This window comes from Corynebacterium gottingense (assembly GCF_002285125.1).
In the GTDB taxonomy this organism is placed as follows: domain Bacteria; phylum Actinomycetota; class Actinomycetes; order Mycobacteriales; family Mycobacteriaceae; genus Corynebacterium; species Corynebacterium gottingense.
The window spans coordinates 210,821-229,301 of record NZ_NSGN01000003.1; the positions used below are offsets into that span (position 1 = coordinate 210,821).

Sequence of the window (18,481 nt, forward strand, 5' to 3'; positions counted from 1 at the left end):
GGTTCTATTTGACGAGAACCCCTTGACGAAGGTGCTGGGATTCACCAGCGATCTCGTCAAGGGGTTCTCGTCATGTGTCTTGTCGGGGCCGCGCACGTCCCGTCGGCCGCGCAACCCCGTGGCCCCCGCAGCCCGACGGTCAGCCTAGAGCTCCTCGGCGAAGAGCGTGACGTTCTCTGCGGCCAGCATCTCCATGGTCAGGTCGTCGACGGGGATGGCCTGGAACGCCGCGCGGTCGGGCAGGCCCTCGTCGGTAAGCTGCCCGGCGCTGGCGTCCATCACAGCGACCATCCGGACGTACTGGTCGGCGGTCAGGCTGGCAACAAGGCCCTCAATGGTGTCCTCGTTGTCCTCGCCGAACCACCACGGCGGCACCAGGTCGTTCACGGCGCGCGGCAGCCAGGACTGAATGTGCTCGAGGAGCCCCATCAGCGCGTCCAGCCCGAGCGCCTCCGGCTCGGTCCGCTCGGCCATCCTGGCCACGACGTCCGACATGTGCAGGGGGAACTCGTAGCGGGGCGAGTGGGCCGCGAGGAATTTCAGGGACTGCGCCAGGGCGTCGATGACAAGGCGTCGATAGGCGTTGTCCTCCTGGAAGGCGTCGGTGAAGCGCAGGTCGCTGACCTGCTTGGCATAGGCCGCCTCGGCGTAGAAAGACGCGGGAGGCAGGCCCGGGAGGGCGTCGAGCATGCGCTCGGGCACCGCGGCGAGCGCGCGGAGAACGCCGAACGCTGGGCCGTCGGTGCGCAGCGTCACGGCCGCCATGATGTCCGCAACCTCGGCGTACACCTCCAGCTCTGGCGCCGGGTCCTCGGTCCAGAGCGAGGCGTGGAACGCCAGCCCCTCGTCGGTCTGCTCCGGCGCGGGCAGGAGGCCCGGCAGCTCCGCGCAGACCTGCTCGACCGCGCCCAGGTCGAAGTCGCCGGCCGCGATCCACCCGCGGCGGGCGAAGTACCGAGCCGGGACAAAGCGCGGGTCCAGCTCCGACAGCCGCGCCAGTTCCTTGTCGATCCGGTTCAGGCGCAACATTGCCTCTGCGGGCGAGATCCCCTCGTCGAGCGCCTCGCGCAGCTCCCCGATGCCGTTGAGCGTGTGTGCCAGCGACTCGACCGCCTCGTTCGGGTATTCGGTCGGCAGCTCCTCGGAGCCGGTGTATTCGTCCGCGGCCTCCCGCACCGCGTCGACGAGCGCTTGCGCGAATTCCGCCTGCTCCTCGTCCTCGGGGCGGAAGAAACGCGGCGCGACCTCGGCCTGGATCTGCAGGGGTGCGCCGCCAGCTTGTGTTTCCCATTGTGCGATAGCCATATGGGAAGTATATGGGCGCGGACGCGATGCTGTCGGTGCAAGTTCATGGCCTCGTGCTGCACCCCTAGACTCGTCAGTATGAAGATCGCGGCCTTTGACTTCGACGGCACCCTCCACCACCCCGACGAACCGAACGGGTTCAGCCCCGCCGACCTCGCCGCGATCCAGGCGTGGAGCGACGCCGGCCACCTCGCCATTTCCGCCACGGGCCGCTCCCGCTCCGCCCTCGCTTACGGCATGCGTGGCAGCACGCTCGCCTTCGACTACCAGGTCCTTTCCAATGGCGCGTCCGCCACCACGGGCGACAACCGCGAGCTCCTCTTCGGCTACACCATCGACCCGGACGTGCTCCTCGTCGCGCTGGACGCCTTCGGCGAGCGCGCCGGCCTGGCCATCTACGGCACGACGATCGGCCCCGTCGACGGCGTCTTCGCTGACAACACCGGCGGGGTGAGCCACTTCACCGAGCACTTCACCCCCATGACTCGCGCGGACATCCCGGAGCATCAGTTCGCGGTGGTGCCGATCTGGGTGCCCACGGATGAGGCGCTGCGTCGCGAGGTCGTGGCCTGGGGCGAGTCGCTTGCCGGGGACTACACCGTCGCGCAGAACCAGCAGTACGTGGACATCATGGCGCCGGGTCGCACGAAGGGCGCCGGCATCCTTGAGCTCCTCGATCGCCTGCACATTGACCGCGCTGACGTGGAGCTTTACACGTTCGGCGACTCATGGAACGACATGTCCATGCACACCATCGCGGACCATTCGCACAGCTTCACCCACTCCCCGGCCGATGTCCGCGCGGCCACCGACCACGTGATTAGGCGCGTGGCGGACGCGCTGTCACCGCGGTAGGCACCCAGCTCTCGCCGTCCTTCGCGGGCTTGCCGCACGACGGCACGACCCCCGAAATCTCCTTGCGCGCCAGCTCCACGGTGTAGGACGCCCCGTGCTTATCGACGCGCACGTATCCCCCATCACCCGTCACCGCAACGTCGGTGACCTCTAGCTCGCCGTAGCGCACCTGCTCGCCCGCACGCGAAAGCTCGGCGGCGACCGCGACCTCGGCGGCCTGCGCCGGCGCGCTCAGCGTGCCACGCCCGCGGTTGCCGGGGACGAAGTACTCGCCGCGCAGCGCTGCCTCCAGCATCGCGTCGGTGGCCTCGAACGTCATCCGGCCGAAGCTGTAGGCCCACGGCATGAGCAGCATCGTCGGCGCGAAGCGGTGGCCCTTGATGTGCGAGGTCTCCCACACCACGTCGTTGCCCTTACCGAACGGGTACTTCTGCACCAGCTTGTTGATCATGCTGCGGCCCTTCACCGCGCAGCAGCGGTCGCGCTTGGCGTGCGTGCATACGAGCAGCAGTGGCTTGGTGCGCGCAGTCGCGCCCACTGCGGCATTCTTGCCCGGGCCGGACAGGTCCAGCTCCAGGAGTGCTTCGGGGCCGTCGACGTGCATGACCTCGGTGGCCTCGTCCTCGGCGAAGACGAGGTAGACGTGGTGGTCGTCGATCTGGCGGCCCTCGCGCGTGGGGTGGCGGATGAGGAGCAGGGAGGCGTCGTACTCGGCGAGGTGCGCTTTGAGCTTCTCGGTGAGCTCCTCCCCGAGCGTGCCGCCGTCGAGCACGTCGTGGGTCCAGGCGTGCGGCCACTCGAAGAGCACGTACGTCGAGCCCGGCTTCGCCGTGCCGGGAAGCGACTCGACCTGGACGTCGGAACAGGACGCGGCCGGGGTACTGGTCAACGTTTCCTCACTCATGGCCTCTACCCTACAACCTTTAGGGTGCCCTAATACACGGCCCTAATACACCACCTCAGTACACCGCTTCGACGCGCCAGCTGCGCCGGGTCCACACCAGCAGCCAGGCTTCCACGGCGCTGCCCGCCTCCGGCTCCTCGCCGACGACCTGGAGTCGCGCCACGCGCTGCCCGGCCGCGCCCCACCAGCCCTCGTCCACGGGCCAGGGGCCGGCCCACCCCGTGACCAGGTACTTGTGCTCGCCCCAGGCCAGCGCGTAGGGGTCCGAGGACAGGAGGGCTTCGGCAGTGACGGTGATGGGGTGCGCGTGGGCGTCGATAAGCATGATGCGCGAGGCCGGGTGGTCGATGCCGCCGCCGAGGCGGGCTGGCAGCGGCGCGGGGATCGCGCCCGGCCACGGCTGGGTGGCTGTGGCGGGTGGCTGCTCGCCGAAGGGGGAAAAGGCGATGCGCTCGGCCACGCCGCGGCCGCCGACGGCGCGCGGCTGGACTACTGCGTCGATGCCCAGCTGGGACTGCACGCGCTCGATCACGCGTCGCGCCTCGCCTCGCGTCTGCGCCGCCCCGCCGCCGAAGAGCTCGCGCGCCTCGGGCGCGGCCAGCTCGAGTGGCTCCAGGATGAGGGAGGTGATCGCGCCGGCGCCGCCGCCGGTGAGCCAACCGTCGAGCTGCCAGCGCACCCGGTCCGCGGTGGCGGACTCGGTAAGTGCTTCGCGGGTGCGCCAGACGCGCTCGACGCGCTCGCCGGTGGCCAGCTCCGCAATCACTTTCAGGCGCAGGCAGCTCGCGCCGCGCTCGGCGAGCCGCTCGTGCAGCGTGGCGGCCAGCGCGCGGGCGGCGAACGCGGCGGCGTCGACGCGCTCGATCGGGTCCTCCGGGGTCAGCCCGACCGCCAGGTCCGCGGCCGGGAGTTCGGGGGCGACGCGGCGGTCCGGTGCGGCGCTCGCGATGCGGTGGATGCGCATCCCGCCGGCGCCGAAGCGGGTGGTCACCGCCTGCGGAGGCAGCTGCGCGAGCTGGCCCAACGTGGTGATGCCCAGCTGGCCGAGCGCGTTGACGGTCGGGATGTCCGCGCCGAGCGCCACCTCCGCGACCAGGATGTTCAGCGGCTGCTGCGCGAGGAATTGCGCGGACGCGCCCGGGGCGACGAGCTGGGAGGTGCGCGTGGCAATCACTGCGGTGGCCAGCTCGTCGGCGGCGCCCACGAAGGCCTCGATGCCGCTGCGCTGGGCGGCGTCCAGCATCATTTCCAGCGCTGTGTCCTCGCTGCCGTGGAATCGGGCCGCCGCCTGCAGGTCCGCCACAATCAGGCCGGGGCGCAAGACCTCGACGGACGCGGCGACGTCGTCGAGCCCGCCGGCGAGCGAGGCGAACATGCGCCCGTCGCGGTCCGGGTTATCCTCCACCACCGTGAGCTCCGGCGCGAGCGCTTGGGCGTTGCGCACCCGCATCCCGCGGCGCACGCCCGCCCGGCGCGCGGCCTGCGAGCACACCTTGATCCGGTGCTGCGCGGCAATGGCTAGCGGTTCTTGCAGCGTATCGGCCGCGTCTAGGGTGGCGGCCTGCACGGGCCAGTCGGGGAACCACAGCGCCGCCACCCGCATTTAAGGCACCGCCTTCAGACGGCGGCCGGGGGCAGCGCTCGCAGCACCCACAGCGCTCGCAGCACCTGCGCCGAGCGTGAGCGTTACCGTCGCGCCCGGCCACCCCTTCGCCTCGGCGCGCACGCGCACGTCGATCCCCCGGATGCGCCCCGTGCCTCGGCCGATGCCGTGGAACTGCGCAATCTGCCCGGTGACCCGCAGCGCGGGCGAAGGCACCGACACGTTCACCGCCACCAGCGCGGCGTTGCCCTTGCGCAGTCGCGCGAGCAGTGGCCGGGCGCGCACCGGGCTCAGCTGGAGCGCAGTCCGGGTGCGCAGCACCACCAGGTCGAGCCCCTCTGCGAGCACGCCCGCCACCGCGAGGTCCTCGATCCCCGGCTCCGGCACCGCGATCACCCGCTCGAGCGCACTGGCCGCCACGCCCGCGTACGAGAGCTCCGGCCACCCGATCACACCCGCGCTGCCTCCCGCCCCGGCAACGCGGTCGAGCAGCTCGACTACCAGCGCGGGCGTCTCGCTCACCTGCGTGACAGCGTGGCGCGGCAGCCCGCCATTCGGCAACACCTGCGAAAAACCGCCGCCCACAGGCAGCACATCCTCGCCCACCACAACGTTCGGCGCTGCCTGCCCGCCCATCTCCGCCATCCGAGCGCGGAGCTGCGCAATCCGGGCATGCCGATCCACGTCAGGGACACTTTCCACACCCTGACCTGCGCCGTTTTGCACCCCGCTGAGCGCTCGAATGGACGTTCTGTTCACGCCACATAGTATGCACCCCGCCCCGAACATGAGCAACCGTCGAGGTCGCACGGGTTTGCGAATATAGTGAGCCGCGCTTCTCGACGCCACCCCCTCCGCCACCCCACCTACCCCTGCTACAGTACTGCCCATGTTCCCCAGCGACATCCGCTCCCACGTCACCCCGATCCCCACCCCACTCGCCGTGCGCGCCGCGGGGTCCGCGGGGGTGGCCGGGTCGGTCGCCATCATGGCGTCGTCGGCGCCAATCGCGGTCCGGGCGGGCGTCGCGCTTGCCTGCATCGCGGTGGCGCTCGGTGTGACGCTTGCGCACCCCTACCGGCGCGCGATGCGCGAGTACGCGGCACAGAAGGGTGCGTCCACGGTGGCGTCGATAAGCATGCTCGTGCCGTTGATGCTGTGGTGGCTGCTGCTCATGCTTGCGCCGCTGCTGCAGTGGCCGGTGTGGGGCGCGCTGCTCGTGTTCGTGGGGCTCTTCGCGCTCGCGTGGCTACTATTTCCTCACGTCGACGGCTCGCGGCGGCTCGCCTACGCCTAGCTAGTCCAAGTCCCGGTCCGCAGCCCAGCGGGTGAGCTGGTGGCGGTTGGAGGTCTGCGTCTTGCGCAAGATATTCGACGCATGCGTCTCCACCGTCTTCACCGAGATGAACAGCTGCTTGCCAATCTCCTTGTAGGTGTAGCCGCGGGCGAGCAGGCGCAGCACCTCCAGCTCGCGCCGGGTCAGCGCGTCCACCGCAGGGTCCTCCACCTTGACCGGCTCGCCCGCCGGGTCCTCGACCACCCCGCCGGAGGCGAAGGCGTCGAGCACGAAGCCGGCCAGGCGCGGCGAGAAGTACGCGTCGCCGCCGTCAACTCGGGCGATCGCCTCGGCGAGCTCCGCGCCGTCGATGTTCTTGGTCACGTAGCCGCGGGCACCCGCGCGGATCAACGCAATGACGTCCTCGGCGGCGTCGGACACGCTCAGGCACAGAAACTTCGCGGCCTGCTGCGTCTTTTGCACCGCGCGCAACACCGCCAGCCCGCCGCCGTCCGGCATGTGCACGTCGAGCAGCACGACGTCCGGAGTGCTCGCGCGGATGCCCTCGATCGCCTCGGCGACGGTGCCGGCCTCGCCGACAATCTCGACCTTTTCCGCCAGCTCGGCGCGCACGCCGGCGCGGAACACGGAGTGATCATCTACAAGAAAGACGCGAACCATAACAACCAGGCTAACGGTGCCTACAGCGTCAGCTCCACTTCCGTCCCCTCTCCAGGCGCCGACGTGATCCGGGCAGTCCCGCCGGTGCGCTCCATGCGTCCAACGATGGAGTCGCGCACCCCGTGGCGGTCCTCCGGGATCGAGCGCTGGTCGAAGCCCGCGCCGCGGTCGCGCACGAACACGGCGAGCTGGCCGGCGAGGTTTTCGGCGTAGACGTCGATCGCTTCGGCGCCGCTGTGCTTCGCGGCGTTCACCATGGCCTCACGCGCGGCCAGCGCCACCGGCTCGTTGTCCTCCGTGAGCGCGGGGTCCTCGCCCACCGTGACGGGGCGGATCACCACGCCGAAGGCGTCCTCGACCTCCCCGGCCGCCCGGTTGAGCGCCTGGAAGAGTGAGGCGGGCGTCGTCGAGGGGTGCTCGGGGGCGTCGAAAAGCCAGGCGCGAAGCTCGCGCTCCTGGCCACGCGCAAGCCGGGCGACCTCCTCGGGGTGCTCGGCCTGCTTTTGAATCAGGGCGAGGGTCTGCAACACCGAATCGTGCAGCCGGGCGGCGATCTCCGCGCGCTGATCCGCGACCGCCTTCGCCTCGCGCTCCGCGAGCAGCGAGGAAGTCAGGCGCATCAGCAGCGGGATGACCAGCACCGCCACGCCGCACACCGTGACCAGGACCGACACCACCACCCCGGTGATGCCTGCGCGCTCGCCCAGCATCGCGATTGCAAACACCCCGCCCATCACCAGCAGCGCACCCACCGACAAGGCGATCACGTTCGCCGTCGTCCCCATCTCCCTGTCGTAGGCCTGCAGCGCCAGCACCGCGCCCACGGTAAACAGGCCGAGGACGAGCACCACCGAGCTGCCGAAGCCGCTCGACACCTTCAGCGAGACGAGCGCGCCCGCGACCGCCACCGCCACCAGCACGAGGTTGACCACCCGCGTCCAGCTTTGATGTCCCACAATCTCCGGCGTCACCGCCGGCTCAGCGTCGGTGGTCTTCGGCTCCAGCGGCGTGGTCATCCACAGCGCCGCGTAGGCCAACGCGCCAGCGCCGCCGACGAATGCGCCAACGATGAAAAACAGGCGCACCCAGCGCTCGTCCACCCCGAGATACCGCGCCAGGCCCGAGGCGATGCCTGCCACCATGAGGTTGCGGCGGCTGCGGGTGAAGCGCGAATACAGTGCGGGGGGCTGCGCTGCGTACGGGGTGGATTTTGCCATGCCCTCAATTCTTCCACCCGCACCTGCAGCGCGGATCGGGGACAACCCTGACTTTTCCGCACACCCCGCCGCGCGCAAAGTTCAGGGGAATTCCGGATGGTCGAACCACCTCTGACCGGCGATAATGAAGGTATGGAAACGACACAGACCTTCACCAAGATGTGGGAGACCCGCCCGCCCCGCATCCCGAAGGACCAGGGCGGCAACGCGGTCCTCGCCGGTGTGGCCGAAGGCTTCGGCGCACGCTACAACATCGACCCCGTGATCATCCGCATCGCCTTCGTCGTCCTCACCCTCTGCTTCGGCGGCGGCCTGTTCCTCTACTTCCTGTGCTGGATCAACATGGGCCGCTTCGGCGTCCCGTTCAGCCCCTGGTCCGCGCTCGCCACCGGCCGAGGCAACATCGCGCGCGAGTCGAAGACGGGCAAAAAGGAACGCACTCTGGCGATCTGGCTGCTCATCGGCATGTTCGTCTTCTTCCCGTCCCTGTCCTACGCCAGCGACGGCACCACCATCTACAGCGCCGCCATCACCTTCGCGCTCTTCGGACTGGGCTGGTACCTGCTCTACCAGCGCGCCCCGGAGCCACCCGCCGGTCTGCTCGTGCCGCAGCAGGGGCGCACGCTTCACGACGCTCACCCGTCCGGTCCCTACACCGCCCCCGGTAACACCGACACAGGCGGATCCACCGCGTGGCGAGCAGACGCGGCCGAATCCCCAGAGAACCCTTACGCGCAATCCGCCACGGCGAACCTGACCACCCCGCCGGAATTCCCGCACCCCGCCACCCCGCCGGCGTGGGACCCACTCGGTGCTGCACCGGAGCTGTGGCACCTGCCGGATCCGAACAGCGAGGCCGACGCCTCCGACGACGACACGCCCCCGAAAGGCTCCAAGCGCAGCTGGTGGATCGCCATCGCCGTCGTAGTCGGTGTGCTCGTCCTGGGAGTGATCTCCGCCGTCGTCGAGAGCGGAAACGCAGGCAACATGTTCGGCGGTTCCAATATCACCACCACCACGGAAACCGAGGTCAACGACGTCTCCGAGACCATGGGCGACGTGAACGTGGACTATCGCGACCTCCCGTCCCTCGATCAGGAGCGCACCGCCACGCTGCACACCAACATCGGCAACGTGGACGTCGTGCTGCCGAAGGACGTGCCGGTCGAGGTGCACTGCTCGACCAACCTCGGCTCGACCGACTGCCCCACCGATACCGTCAACCCCGATGCACCAGGCAAGACACTGCGTATCAACGCCACCACCAACATCGGCAACGTCACCGTCCGCGAGCAGTAACGCAGCCCCGAACGGTCACGTGGCCGTGGCAGTCACCCGCCAAATAGCGTTACCTAAACCCCATTAGTTGGACCCCATTAGCTAAACCCCGTTAGGGGACCCCCGGGGCGCGACTAAGATACCTTTTCATATGCGGAACACGGTGTGAACAAGAACGCCATCGTGTGTGATTGGTTGCCCATGACGAGGGCGGTCCAGGGGGCCGGAGCGTCTTTAATAGATTGCATTCTTAATTATGATGCCGGGCCACCTCTCGCAGATTTCCGCTTTGCCCACTTCCTGCAGACTGGACCCATCGGGGAACACCGTCCGCTCGTCAATCGTTGCTCCATCAAAAGTGTTCGCGTCGCAACTACACCCGTTTAAATTCGCTGCGACAAGAATCGCGCCTCGAAAATCGCATTCCTCTAATTTTGAATCCTCGAAAAGGGACATGCTCAAGTCGCACATCGTGAAGTCCGAACCACGCATATCGGCTTGTTGAACGATCAATGCGTTGACGTGTGCATGGGAAAAAGTGCACCATTTCAGACTCCCACTGAACGTCGTCGAATCAAGGTACGCACCTTTGAAATTCCCCTCGTCCAACACGCAGTTGTTGAATTCGGCGTAATTCAGGCACGCACCCTGCCACATCAACCCCGATAGTCGGGCGCCGCGCACCCTCACACCCCTCAGGTTGATATCCGAGAAATTCACCCGAACTTGCGCATTTCGCACCCCCGACCCGGGAGCCAGTGATGCCCAGCTGTAGTTGGGGGAAAACTCATCCCAACTCGCAGGTGTGGGTATGCCAGCCTGTTCGCCCTGCAACGGGGCGCTCAACCTTGCGGAAAGACCCTCGAAAGCGGCGATGCGGGCGCGCAAAGTCGGATCCTGGCCCTGTTGTTGAGGATCGCCTGAGTGAATGAAAGTGATCAAAACATCAACGATCTCCTGTAACCGACCCGCAACAGAGCCGGGGTCCAGCGCTGCCCATTCATCAGCGATATGAAGCAAATCAAACACTGACGCTAGACGTACGAGTGATGACCTTGATTTGAGCCCCTGGCAAGAATGGAAGAACCGCTCATCAAGCTGTCGACTTGTATCTAATAGCATTATCCTGATAGTTAGAGGCGCAGTTGGTTGTAGAGGTTGACATAGTTAGGACAGCGAGAACCCGTTGACTCCACACGCTCACCCCCGGGATCGGAGGAGCACCAAGCTGTAACTACTCCCACCGGGTATGAATCATTCCGTATATTTGGGTCTTTGGCAGGATATGATTCATGTAGTTATTCATTGCGGTTGGGGCATATTGATGGGGTCCAACTAATGCTATTTAGCGTTCACGCTTTGGCCAGCGCCTGGGACACGGATGGTCGGTGTCCTCACGCGGCCAGCGGCGCGTGCACGCCTACAAACGCAGGCTTACTCCCACTCGATGGTCCCCGGCGGCTTGGACGTCACGTCCAGCACAACGCGGTTGACCTCCGCGACCTCGTTGGTGATGCGGGTGGAGATCGCCTCGAGCGTCTCGTACGGCACGCGGACCCAGTCCGCAGTCATCGCGTCCTCGGAGGCGACAGGGCGCAGCACGATCGGGTGGCCGTAGGTGCGGCCATCGCCCTGGACACCGACCGAGCGGACGTCGGCAAGCAGCACGACGGGGCACTGCCAGATCTGCTCGTCCAGGCCAGCCTTGGTCAGCTCCTCGCGCGCGATCGCGTCGGCGGCGCGCAGCGTGTCCAGGCGCTCCTGCGTGACCTCGCCGATGATGCGAATGCCCAGGCCCGGGCCCGGGAACGGCTGACGGTTCACAATCTCCTCGGGCAGGCCGAGCTCGCGGCCGACAGCGCGGACCTCGTCCTTGAACAGGAGGCGCAGCGGCTCAACCAGCTCGAACTCCACGTCGTCCGGCAGGCCACCGACGTTGTGGTGGCTCTTAATGTTTGCGGTGCCGGTGCCTCCGCCGGACTCCACCACGTCCGGGTACAGGGTGCCCTGGACCAGGTAGTCAACCTGCTGGCCCTCAAGCACGCCTGCGACGGCGCGCTCGAAGGAACGGATGAACTCCGCACCGATCGCCTTGCGCTTCGCCTCCGGCTCAGTCACGCCGGCGAGCTTGCCCAGGAAGGCCTCGCGCTCGTCCACGGTGACCAGCTTCGCGCCGGTGGCGGCGACGAAGTCGTTTTCCACCTGCTCGCGCTCACCCTGGCGCAGCAGGCCGTGGTCCACGAACACGCAGGTGAGGCGGTCGCCGATCGCGCGCTGCACCAGCGCCGCGGCGACGGCGGAGTCCACGCCACCGGACAGGCCGCAGATGGCGCGGCCGTCGCCGACCTGCTCGCGCACCTGCTCGATGAGCTGCTCCGCGATGTTGGAAGCGGTCCAGTTCTGCTCCAGGCCGGCGACCTCGGTGAGGAAGCGGGTGAGCACCTCCTGGCCGTGCGGGGAGTGCATGACCTCGGGGTGGTACTGCACGCCGGCGAGCTTCTTGTCCACGCACTCGAAGGCGGCCACCGGTGCACCCGGGGTCGACGCGGTCACGGTAAAGCCCTCCGGCGCCTCGGTCACGGAGTCGCCGTGGGACATCCACACCGGGTGTTCCTGCGGGGTGTCGGCGTGGAGCACGCCCCCGTCGACAAGCATATTGGTGCGGCCGTACTCCCTGGACCCGGTCTCGGCGACCTTGCCGCCGAGCGTCTGGGTCATGATCTGGAATCCGTAGCAGATGCCGAAGATGGGCAGGTCCAACTCGAAGATCTCCGGGTCCAGCTGCGGCGCACCCTCGGCGTACACCGACGACGGGCCGCCGGAGAGCACCAGCGCGGCCGGGTTTTTCTCGCGCACCTCAGCGGCGGAGATGGTGGACGGAACGACCTCGGAGTAAATGCGAGCCTCGCGCACGCGGCGGGCGATGAGCTGCGCGTACTGGGCGCCGAAGTCGACGACAAGAACGGGGCGATTTTGCGGAGTAGTCACGGCACAGAGTCTAGCCCACGGCCCCGCCGCGGCACCACGCGCGCCCAGTTGGCCCTGTCTACCGCGGCCTACTGCGGGGCCGACGATCCTCCCTGCCCCTGCGCCTGACCCGCCGCAACCGCAACGCCAAGCGCAACGATGCTGGTCAGCACCACTCCGCCAGCGGCGGCGGCTCCGCCGAGATGGAAGCCTGAACCCTCCAGCGCAGCATCCAGCGCACCGGTGACCTCGGGTGGCAGCGCGCGCAGCTGCGCGTCGAGCTCATCAAGCGCCGGTGTCAGCCCCGGCACCTGTACCTGCTGTGCCAGCGCAATCGGGACGAGCAGCAGCAGCGGGCTGGCCGCCAGCGCGAGGAGCATGCTTGTCGACGACCCGCCGACCCCACTCCCCGTAGACCCACTACTCGACGAGCCCGGCTTGCCCTGCACCCCGTCCCGCGGCGGGGTGGTGGTTGGCGCCGTGGTGGGCACAGAGGTTGTCGTGTGAGCCGTGACAGTGGTCGTTGTCGTTGACGACGCCTCAGTTGTCGCGGTTGTCGGCGCAGCGGGCGTCGTGGCCGTCGACCGAACCGGCTTTGCAGTCTGCGCCGGCCCGGAAGGCTGCGCAGTCGCTGTTGGTTCTGCGGTCACGGTCGTCGCGCTCGCCTGCGTCATCGCGCTCGCCTGCGTTGTCGCAGCCGCCTGCGTCGTCGCAGTCGCCCGCGTCGTCTGAGGGGCCGCCGTAGTCGACTGGCCGCCGCGCGCCACCTTCGCGGTAAACGCCGCGTCCTGCGTGCTGCCGTCCGGGTAGGTCAGCGTCAGGCGCACCGGGGTGGCGTCCCCGACCTTCGCACCGGCGGGCGGGCGCAGCGTCACGGTGCCCGCGCCGTCCGCGAGCGCGACGTCCCAGCCGCCGGGGCCGGTCGCGGCGACGACGGTGCCCTCCGGCAGCGCGTCGCCGACGTTCGCGGACGACAACTGCGCCCCGGCGGCGCCGGCGACGTCGCGCCACTTCGGGTGCAGGTTCGCGGCCAGCGAGGTCACCGCTACCGGCAGGGTCAGCTGGACGCGCTCGCCGCCGGGCAGCGTGGCCACCACCGGGATGTCGTAGGACCCGGCCGCGACGAACTCGGCGTCGCGCTTCCGTGCGGCGGGCGTGAGCGTCGCGGCGCCGGTGGCGGGGTCGATCGCCACCCAGTTGCCGTGCGGCGAGCCCTCTGCCAGGGCGAACGTGGCCGATTCGCCGAACCCGCCCGGGGCCTCAGACCGGGTTGTCTCCCCCGCGGGCGCCACGACCGTCCCCTCGGGGTAGGCGCGCGCGTCGGTCACCCGCACGGTCACGTCCTGCGTGTCGCTGCTGCCGTCGCCATAGGTGGCGGTGATGCGCAGCGTCGCGCGGTCCCCCGCCTTCGCGCCCGCGCCGGGGTGCACGGTGACGGAGTCGCCGTTGGCGGAGGTGGACCAGGATGTGGCGTCGATAAGCGATGCCTCGACCACCGCACCTTCCACCGAGTCGCCCGAGTTGGCGACCTCGATCGGCTCGCCCTGCGGCGCGCTGGCATCGGCCCAGGTCGGCGCGGTGCGGTCGCTGACCGTGCGCACCGTCACCGGGACCTCGATGTCGCGCGTCGCGCCGCTGTGGTCGGTCACGCGCACGCGCAGCGTCCGCTCGCCGGCCTGCGAAAGCTTCGGGGTGTACGAAATGGTGCCTTGCTTATCGACGCTCCCCTCACCCCCAACAACCGCAAACTCCAACCCCTCGCGCACGCCCTCGAGCGGCGCGATGGTCACCGGCTCGCCCACCTGCGCCTCGGTCCGCGTGGGGTAGGCAACCTCGGAGCGGTTCGCGCCGACCGTGACGGGGACCTCGATGATGCGGACGTTGCCGCTGCCATCCTCCGCGCGCACCGGCACCCGCACCAGGCCCGACGGGACCTTCGCGTCCGGGCGCAGCGTGATCGTGCCGTCGGCGTCTACCTGCGCCCACGTCGGCGTCGGCCCGGTGTAGCCCGGCGCGCCCGAGTCAGCCTCCGTGACCGGCGCGAACGCGATGTTTTCGCCCGCGGGGGCGGCGACCTTACGCTCCTCGTCGCGGGTGATCCGCTGCGGCGGGTAAGGGGCATCGCCCAGGTCAGCGACGTTATCCCCCGGGGGTGCGACGACGGTGACGGTGAAGGTGTCGGTGTCAACCGTGTCGGGCTTGCCCTCCGTAGTGTCGGAGTACTTCGTTGTCGCCGTGAGCGTCGCGGTCGTGCCGACCTTGGCGTCGGCGGGCACGGTGACGTCGATGGAGCCGTCCGCGTTGGCGGTGGCGGCGAACCCGTCGGTGTCGGCCGCGACCGAAGTCGTGGCGTCCTCGCCCGGCAGCGTGCCGGCGAGCGGGACGCGCACCGTGGTCGTTCCGCGCTCCAGCGTGGCGTCCTCCCAGCGCGGCTCGTACTCGGCGGCCAGCGGGGTCACGGTCACGTCGACACCGAAGCGGGAGTGCGACCCGTCCTGGAAGTCCACCCGCATCTGGACCTTGTGCTTACCCACATGCTCGGGCGCGGTCGGGCGCGCCACGATGCGGCCATCCTCCACGGATACCCACTCGGCGTCCTTGCCAACCACGGTGAACGTGGGGTTCACCGGCTGCTCCGGGTCGCCCGCGATGCCGGCGGAATCAAACTCCGGGAGCGCGGCGCTTCCCTCCTGCCCCGTCACGGTGGTGATCGGTGCGACCGCCCGGGGGACGTAGTTGTCCTTGTCGGACAGGTTGCCAAAGAAGACGTAGAGCGGGACGGTGTCCCACGCCTCTTCCATCGTGCTGTCGTTGAACGTGGTGAAGGACTCGCCGTCGCGGGCCTTCCAGCGGAAGCGGACCGGCAATGCCCCACCCGCGTAGCCCTGGTTGGTCAGCTCCTCCAGCTTCTTCTCCGCGTGGATGCGCAGCTCCTGGAACTGGCCGTTCGCGTCGTTGACCACCTCGACGTTGACGTACTGGGGATCAAGGAGCGGATTGCCAGGGTTTTCTTCCTGCGGCTGCGGCTCCACCACCAGGTCGGCGTCCCAGATCCCGTCCGGCCAGAACCCCGGCGTCTCGCGCTCCTTGCACCGCACCAGCTCCTCGCCCGGCTTCTCCCCGCACTGTACTTGCGGGTCCTTCCACGAAATGTCCTTCCGGGTCAGCGTGAGCGTCTCTCCCGGGGTCAGCGGGATCGGGCGGCGCGCAAACCGCGGCTCCTCCACCGTGGCCGGGTTGTTGTACGCCTCGTAGCTCTCCTCGTTGTTAAACAACACCACGGTCAGGTGCTGCGTCCAGTCGTGACCGTCCGGGTAGGTCACCTTCACGCTCAGCGACGCCACCTGCTCCGGCGTGGTCAGCTTGTTGGTCATGCGGAGGTACGCGGAGATGTCGTTGGTGATGCGGATTTGCCCGGTGTTGGAGTCCACCTCCAACCACTCCGGGCCGTCGAGCTTGGTGTAGGTCAGCGGCTGCGGCGGCGTCACCCGCTCGTATTCGGGGATGAAGTGCGCGTACACCGGCGGGTTGAACGCGTCGCCGCGCTCGACCTGGTCGCGCAGGACGTACAGCCAGTTGCCAAACTCGGGCCGGTAGAAGGTGAACAGGGGGTAATCGCTCGCGCCGGCGTCGCCAAGCGGTGCCTCAGCCGAGTTGGACACGTTGGAGGCCGCAGGGGCTGATGACGCTGGCGGCGCGCACAACGCGACGGCAGTCACGGTGGTGGTGACAAGTGCTACTGCAGAACGAACAATCCGTCCACGCATTTCAGTTCTCCCAAACTTTCCGCCGGACTAGAGCACGACACGCGCCAGAGAAGGGGGCGCATGAGCCTTCCATAAAAACTAGTAGGCGTTGGCGCAAAATTCCATAGGAAGCGGCGCGCCCGTGCGTGCGCGCGCCTAGTAGACGGCCCGGCGAAGGCGCTCAAGCGCGTCGTGCACGCCGTCGACCGAGGGGTCCTCGCCGAGGTCCTTGGAGGAGAGCTGCAGCTGGGCGATGGAGGCGTCGGCAGCCTGAATGGCCTGCTCCACCTGCGCGACCAGCGGGTCGATGTTCTGGCCCACCGGCTGCTGCGCGGTGGACTGGGACCAGCGGCGGATCATCTCCAGCGGCATCTTGGTCAGCTCGGAGATGGAGTTCACCTTCAGCTCTACGCGGTTGGCCAGCGAGGAGTGCAGGAACACCGCGTTGTCCATGTCGCGGAGGGCGACCTCCATGGCGTCATAGAGCATCTGCATCGACTCAATCCGGTCCTCCTCCGCGGAGAACGTCGCCGTCTGCGCGGCGTGCAGGCGGGCCAGGGCGATCGCAGTGCGGGCCTTCGCCGCGCGGTCCTGGAGTTCCTCGGCGACCTCGGCGAGCGATTGCGCGTTTTCATCAATAATCCCACGCATGGTGGCCCACACCTGCAGCGGTGCGAGCAACAGCGTGCGGGTGGCGCCCTCCGCCACCACGTTTTCCATCTCGCCTTTGACCCGGTTGGTCACAGCGTTTTCCTCCAACAGGGTCTGGCAGGCGCGCGAGAGCTCCTCGGCCGACTGCTTGATGGAGGTCTGGATGCCCATGAAACTCTCCAGCTCCGCGTACAGCGCCGCGGTGGCCTCGTACACCTCACCTTCGCCCTCGGGGAGGACAAAGCCGGCCTCCTCGCGCGCGGCGACCTCGGCGGGCAGGATCTCCGCCATGAACGCGTCGTAGTCCGGGATGAGCTCGCAGATCCGCTCCCACCCGAGCTCGGCCCGCTTCCGTCGTCCGACCCCCTCGGCCTTCGCCTTGTGCTCAACGACGTTCGCCTCCTGGTACACCTTCGCGGCGTCCTGGAAGTAGTGCGTCATCGGCCGGGTGCGCACCGACAGATAGCGGTCCCCCGGCAGCGGGGTGACCGTGGCCAAGACGTCGTACGCCGAACCGCTCTTGGCCAAGTTTCGCACGTAGGCGGCGAACGGCTTGCCGGCCTGGATCCAGTCCCACATGGCCTTGAACGCGCCGCCCGGCATCTCGTCCTGGCGGATGAGGTTGTGCGGCTTGCCGATCATCTCTTCCAGCGGGTACTGGGCGTAGTAGATGAACACCTCGTTCACGTCGGTCATGATGCCCTTGGCATCCGTGACCGAGAAGAAGATGTCATCCACCTCGACCAGGTGCTGCGGGCCGTCCGTCACATCCCGGTCCAGAATCACGTCGTAGGCCATAGTGGGTCTCAATCTATCAGGTATTTCTGCGCAATATCCGATTAATTTCGGACGGTCAGATTCACCTTCTGGAACGACTTGGTGTCCGTGTAACCGCACTTCGCCATGATCCTGCGCAGGCCACCCACCAGGTTCATGGTGCCGTACGGGTCGTGCGACGGTCCGTGCAGCACAATCTCCAGCGGCTGGCGCTCCTCGGCAGCAACCACCCGACGCATCTCACCACGCGGGAAGCGCGGGTGCCCCAGCACCGACTCCCAGTACATGCCCTCGCCGGAGGCCTCCGCGGCGCGAGCGAGCGGCTCGCCCACCATGACCGCGTCCGCGCCCAGCGCGAGCGCAACGGCAATCTGGCCAGAGGTGCGCACGTCCGCGTCAGCGAGGACGTGGACGTAGCGGCCACCAGTCTCATCCAGGTAGTCGCGGCGCGCCGCGGCCACGTCGGCGATCGCGGTGGCCAGCGGGACGTCCAGCGCCATGTTCTGGTTCGACTGGCCGGAGCCGACGATCACGCCGGCCGCGCCCGAGCGCATGAGGTGCATCGCGGTGCTGTAATCAAAGACGCCGCCGGCGATCACCGGGACGTCGAGGGAGCCGATGAACTCCTTCAGGTTGAGCGGCTCGCCGCCCTGCTGCACGTGCTCGGCGGAGATGATGGTGCCCTGGATAAACAGGATCTCTGCGCCCGCCTTGATCAGGTGCGGCGCCAGCTCGCGCGCGTTCTGCGGGCTCACGCGCACCGCGACGGTCGCGCCCGAGTCGCGCACGCGCGCCATGTGCTCCGCAAACAGGTCCATGTCCAACTTCGCCTGGTGCAGCTCCTGCAGCACGGCGGTGCCGCGCGACTGGGACTGCAGCATGGTCTCCATCTCGTGCCAGTCGGTGCTCGCCGCGCCGACGACCTTGGCCACGGAGTCCGCGAACGACGCGTGACGGCCCAGCAGGCCCTCCGCGTTGAGGATGCCCAGGCCGCCCTGCTTGCCCATCTCAATGACAAACTCTGGGCTGGCCAGCGCGTCCGTCGGGTGCGAGCACAGTGGCAGGTCGAACGTGTAAGCGTCGATATGCCAGGTGGTGTCGACGTCCTTGGACGAGCGCGTGCGGCGCGCCGGGACCAGGGACAGATCGCGGAGGTCGTAGGCCTTGCGCGCCTCACGGCCGCTGCCAATTTCCACGTATTCGTGCATGGTGTTGTTACAA

General features: G+C 68.3%; 14 protein-coding genes. 3 read left to right on the forward strand and 11 right to left on the reverse strand.

Translation table 11 applies throughout. The features are described from left to right. Nucleotides 1-144: 144 nt before the first annotated feature. Entirely contained in the window at nucleotides 145-1,305 is a 1,161-nt protein-coding gene (locus CKJ82_RS04565) for a hypothetical protein (protein WP_095537208.1), read from the reverse strand. 78 nt (nucleotides 1,306-1,383) lie between these two features. Between CKJ82_RS04565 and CKJ82_RS04570 the strand changes: the two genes are divergently transcribed. Then, complete coding sequence (locus CKJ82_RS04570; RefSeq protein WP_095537209.1) at nucleotides 1,384-2,160, forward strand: HAD family hydrolase; 777 nt, start codon at nucleotides 1,384-1,386, stop codon at nucleotides 2,158-2,160. Here the strand turns inward: CKJ82_RS04570 and CKJ82_RS04575 are convergent. The 3 genes from CKJ82_RS04575 to CKJ82_RS04585 are packed head-to-tail and all read right to left on the reverse strand — an operon-like array spanning nucleotide 2,126 to nucleotide 5,351. Beyond that, nucleotides 2,126-3,064 (reverse strand): sucrase ferredoxin, encoded by a 939-nt coding sequence (locus CKJ82_RS04575; RefSeq protein WP_095537210.1) that lies wholly within the window; start codon nucleotides 3,062-3,064, stop codon nucleotides 2,126-2,128. The two genes, CKJ82_RS04570 and CKJ82_RS04575, sit on opposite strands and share 35 nt — an antisense overlap. A gap of 55 nt (nucleotides 3,065-3,119) precedes the next feature. Continuing rightward, nucleotides 3,120-4,667 (reverse strand): Y-family DNA polymerase, encoded by a 1,548-nt coding sequence (locus CKJ82_RS04580; protein WP_095537211.1) that lies wholly within the window; start codon nucleotides 4,665-4,667, stop codon nucleotides 3,120-3,122. After that, nucleotides 4,668-5,351 carry a DnaE2-dependent mutagenesis accessory factor ImuA' gene (locus tag CKJ82_RS04585; protein WP_205691376.1) on the reverse strand — a complete coding sequence of 228 codons (684 nt, stop codon included), beginning with the start codon at nucleotides 5,349-5,351 and terminating at the stop codon, nucleotides 4,668-4,670. Between the two features lie 205 nt (nucleotides 5,352-5,556). Here CKJ82_RS04585 and CKJ82_RS04590 point away from each other — a divergent pair, with 205 nt between their 5' ends. Continuing rightward, nucleotides 5,557-5,964, forward strand: a complete 408-nt coding sequence (locus tag CKJ82_RS04590) for a hypothetical protein (protein WP_095537212.1) — start codon at nucleotides 5,557-5,559, stop codon at nucleotides 5,962-5,964. Here CKJ82_RS04590 and CKJ82_RS04595 read toward each other — a convergent pair whose 3' ends face one another. Then, complete coding sequence (locus tag CKJ82_RS04595; protein ID WP_095537213.1) at nucleotides 5,965-6,624, reverse strand: response regulator; 660 nt, start codon at nucleotides 6,622-6,624, stop codon at nucleotides 5,965-5,967. Between the two features lie 20 nt (nucleotides 6,625-6,644). Further along, the gene (locus CKJ82_RS04600; RefSeq protein WP_095537214.1) at nucleotides 6,645-7,841 is read right to left on the reverse strand and encodes an ATP-binding protein; all 1,197 of its coding nucleotides are present in this window, start codon (nucleotides 7,839-7,841) and stop codon (nucleotides 6,645-6,647) included. Nucleotides 7,842-7,973: 132 nt separating this feature from the next. Here CKJ82_RS04600 and CKJ82_RS04605 point away from each other — a divergent pair, with 132 nt between their 5' ends. Continuing rightward, a complete protein-coding gene (locus tag CKJ82_RS04605) occupies nucleotides 7,974-9,140 on the forward strand; it encodes a PspC domain-containing protein (RefSeq protein WP_165765379.1) in 1,167 nt (388 codons plus the stop codon). Nucleotides 9,141-9,353: 213 nt separating this feature from the next. Here CKJ82_RS04605 and CKJ82_RS04610 read toward each other — a convergent pair whose 3' ends face one another. The 5 genes from CKJ82_RS04610 to CKJ82_RS04630 form a co-directional block, all read right to left on the reverse strand. After that, nucleotides 9,354-10,148, reverse strand: a complete 795-nt coding sequence (locus CKJ82_RS04610) for a pentapeptide repeat-containing protein (protein WP_165765380.1) — start codon at nucleotides 10,146-10,148, stop codon at nucleotides 9,354-9,356. A gap of 405 nt (nucleotides 10,149-10,553) precedes the next feature. After that, on the reverse strand, nucleotides 10,554-12,107 hold the full coding sequence (guaA, locus tag CKJ82_RS04615; protein ID WP_095537217.1) for a glutamine-hydrolyzing GMP synthase: 1,554 nt from the start codon (nucleotides 12,105-12,107) through the stop codon (nucleotides 10,554-10,556). A 68-nt stretch (nucleotides 12,108-12,175) separates the two neighbouring features. Then, nucleotides 12,176-15,853, reverse strand: coding sequence for a Rib/alpha-like domain-containing protein (locus CKJ82_RS04620; protein ID WP_133064016.1), 3,678 nt, complete (start codon nucleotides 15,851-15,853; stop codon nucleotides 12,176-12,178). A 135-nt stretch (nucleotides 15,854-15,988) separates the two neighbouring features. Continuing rightward, the gene (locus tag CKJ82_RS04625) at nucleotides 15,989-17,281 is read right to left on the reverse strand and encodes a PAS domain-containing protein (protein ID WP_095537219.1); all 1,293 of its coding nucleotides are present in this window, start codon (nucleotides 17,279-17,281) and stop codon (nucleotides 15,989-15,991) included. A gap of 41 nt (nucleotides 17,282-17,322) precedes the next feature. Beyond that, nucleotides 17,323-18,468 (reverse strand): GuaB3 family IMP dehydrogenase-related protein, encoded by a 1,146-nt coding sequence (locus CKJ82_RS04630; RefSeq protein WP_095277787.1) that lies wholly within the window; start codon nucleotides 18,466-18,468, stop codon nucleotides 17,323-17,325. Nucleotides 18,469-18,481: the final 13 nt, after the last annotated feature.

What these genes read in the sequence shown, in the direction of transcription:
- CKJ82_RS04565 (WP_095537208.1), bottom strand. Translation starts at nt 1,305, where the DNA reads ATGGCTATCGCACAATGGGAAACACAAGCTGGCGGCGCACCCCTGCAG.
- CKJ82_RS04570 (WP_095537209.1), top strand. Translation starts at nt 1,384, where the DNA reads ATGAAGATCGCGGCCTTTGACTTCGACGGCACCCTCCACCACCCCGAC.
- CKJ82_RS04575 (WP_095537210.1), bottom strand. Translation starts at nt 3,064, where the DNA reads ATGAGTGAGGAAACGTTGACCAGTACCCCGGCCGCGTCCTGTTCCGAC.
- CKJ82_RS04580 (WP_095537211.1), bottom strand. Translation starts at nt 4,667, where the DNA reads ATGCGGGTGGCGGCGCTGTGGTTCCCCGACTGGCCCGTGCAGGCCGCC.
- CKJ82_RS04590 (WP_095537212.1), top strand. Translation starts at nt 5,557, where the DNA reads ATGTTCCCCAGCGACATCCGCTCCCACGTCACCCCGATCCCCACCCCA.
- CKJ82_RS04595 (WP_095537213.1), bottom strand. Translation starts at nt 6,624, where the DNA reads ATGGTTCGCGTCTTTCTTGTAGATGATCACTCCGTGTTCCGCGCCGGC.
- CKJ82_RS04600 (WP_095537214.1), bottom strand. Translation starts at nt 7,841, where the DNA reads ATGGCAAAATCCACCCCGTACGCAGCGCAGCCCCCCGCACTGTATTCG.
- CKJ82_RS04605 (WP_165765379.1), top strand. Translation starts at nt 7,974, where the DNA reads ATGGAAACGACACAGACCTTCACCAAGATGTGGGAGACCCGCCCGCCC.
- CKJ82_RS04620 (WP_133064016.1), bottom strand. Translation starts at nt 15,853, where the DNA reads ATGCGTGGACGGATTGTTCGTTCTGCAGTAGCACTTGTCACCACCACC.
- CKJ82_RS04625 (WP_095537219.1), bottom strand. Translation starts at nt 17,281, where the DNA reads ATGGCCTACGACGTGATTCTGGACCGGGATGTGACGGACGGCCCGCAG.
- CKJ82_RS04630 (WP_095277787.1), bottom strand. Translation starts at nt 18,468, where the DNA reads ATGCACGAATACGTGGAAATTGGCAGCGGCCGTGAGGCGCGCAAGGCC.